The sequence below is a fragment of the Streptomyces milbemycinicus genome (assembly GCF_002154605.1).
Taxonomy (GTDB): domain Bacteria; phylum Actinomycetota; class Actinomycetes; order Streptomycetales; family Streptomycetaceae; genus Streptomyces; species Streptomyces milbemycinicus.
The window spans coordinates 1-1,259 of record NZ_MUNE01001103.1; the positions used below are offsets into that span (position 1 = coordinate 1).

Sequence of the window (1,259 nt, forward strand, 5' to 3'; positions counted from 1 at the left end):
CGCACTCATCCCTCTCGAACGCCTGCCGCTCACCCCCAACGGGAAGCTCGAACGCAACGCCCTCCCCGCTCGCGACTACACCCCATCCGCCACCGGACGTGCCCCACGCACACCACGCGAACAGACCCTGTGCACACTCTTCACCGACGTCCTCGCCACACCCAACGTCAGCATCGACGACAGCTTCTTCGATTTGGGTGGCGACAGCATTGTCTCGATCCAGCTCGTCGCCCGCGCACGCGCTGCCGGTCTGGTGTTCACGCCGCGGGATGTGTTCGAGTGTAGGACTGTGGAAGCTCTCGCCCAGATCGCCACAGAGCCTGGGGCCGAGGACGCGGGGAGCGGCATCCCCGGAGGTGGGGTGGGTGGTGTTGTTCTCACGCCGGTGGTGCATCGGTTGCGTGAGCTGGGTGGTGGGGTGGACCGGTTCAGTCAGGGTGTCCTGCTCCAGGCACCCCCCGGGCTGGGCACGCAGCATCTGAGGACTGCGGTGCAGACGGTCCTCGACCACCACGACGCCCTGCGTGCCCGTCTGACCGTCCGCGACGACTCCACGTGGGATCTGGACATCCCGCCTGTCGGACAGATCGACGCCACCACGTGTGTGCGGCGGGTCGATGTCACCGGTGTGGCCGACGACGATCTGGACGAGGTCATCGCGGTGGAGGCCGAGTCCGCCCGCGGGCGGCTGTCACCCACGTCGGGGGTGATGGTTCAGGCGGTGTGGTTCGATGCCGGTCCTGAGGTGCCGGGACGGCTTCTGATGGTGGTGCACCACCTGGTGGTCGACGGAGTGTCCTGGCGCATCCTCCTCCCCGACCTCCAGACCGCCTGGCAAGCAGCCACCACCGGCGCGCCGTGCGTGCTGCAGCCGGTGGGGACTTCTTTGCGGCAGTGGGCGGCGGGTCTGGCCGAAGCCGCCCAGGACGAGCGGTGGGCGAAGGAACTGCCCTGGTGGCAGAACGTAGCGAACACCCCCGAGCCGCTCATGGGCACGCGCGCTCTGGACCCCGCCCAAGACACCGCGAGTGGTGCACGGCGGTTGACGGTGACGCTGGCTGCCGAGCACACCCAGCCCCTGCTGACCGACCTGCCCGCCCTCTTCCACGCCGGCATCAACGATGTCCTCCTCACCGCCCTGACCCTGGCAGTGATGCGCTGGCGCACCGCCCGCGGCCAGCACACCGGACAAGGACTGCTGGTCGACCTGGAATCCCACGGCCGTCACGAGAGTGTGATGGAGGGGGCCCGGTTGTCGG

At 68.8% G+C, this 1,259-nt stretch carries 1 protein-coding gene; it reads left to right on the forward strand.

The window, feature by feature from the left end:
- A partial coding sequence (locus CCN51_RS51340) for a condensation domain-containing protein (protein ID WP_245881884.1) occupies positions 1 to 1,259 on the forward strand: 1,259 nt, incomplete at both ends.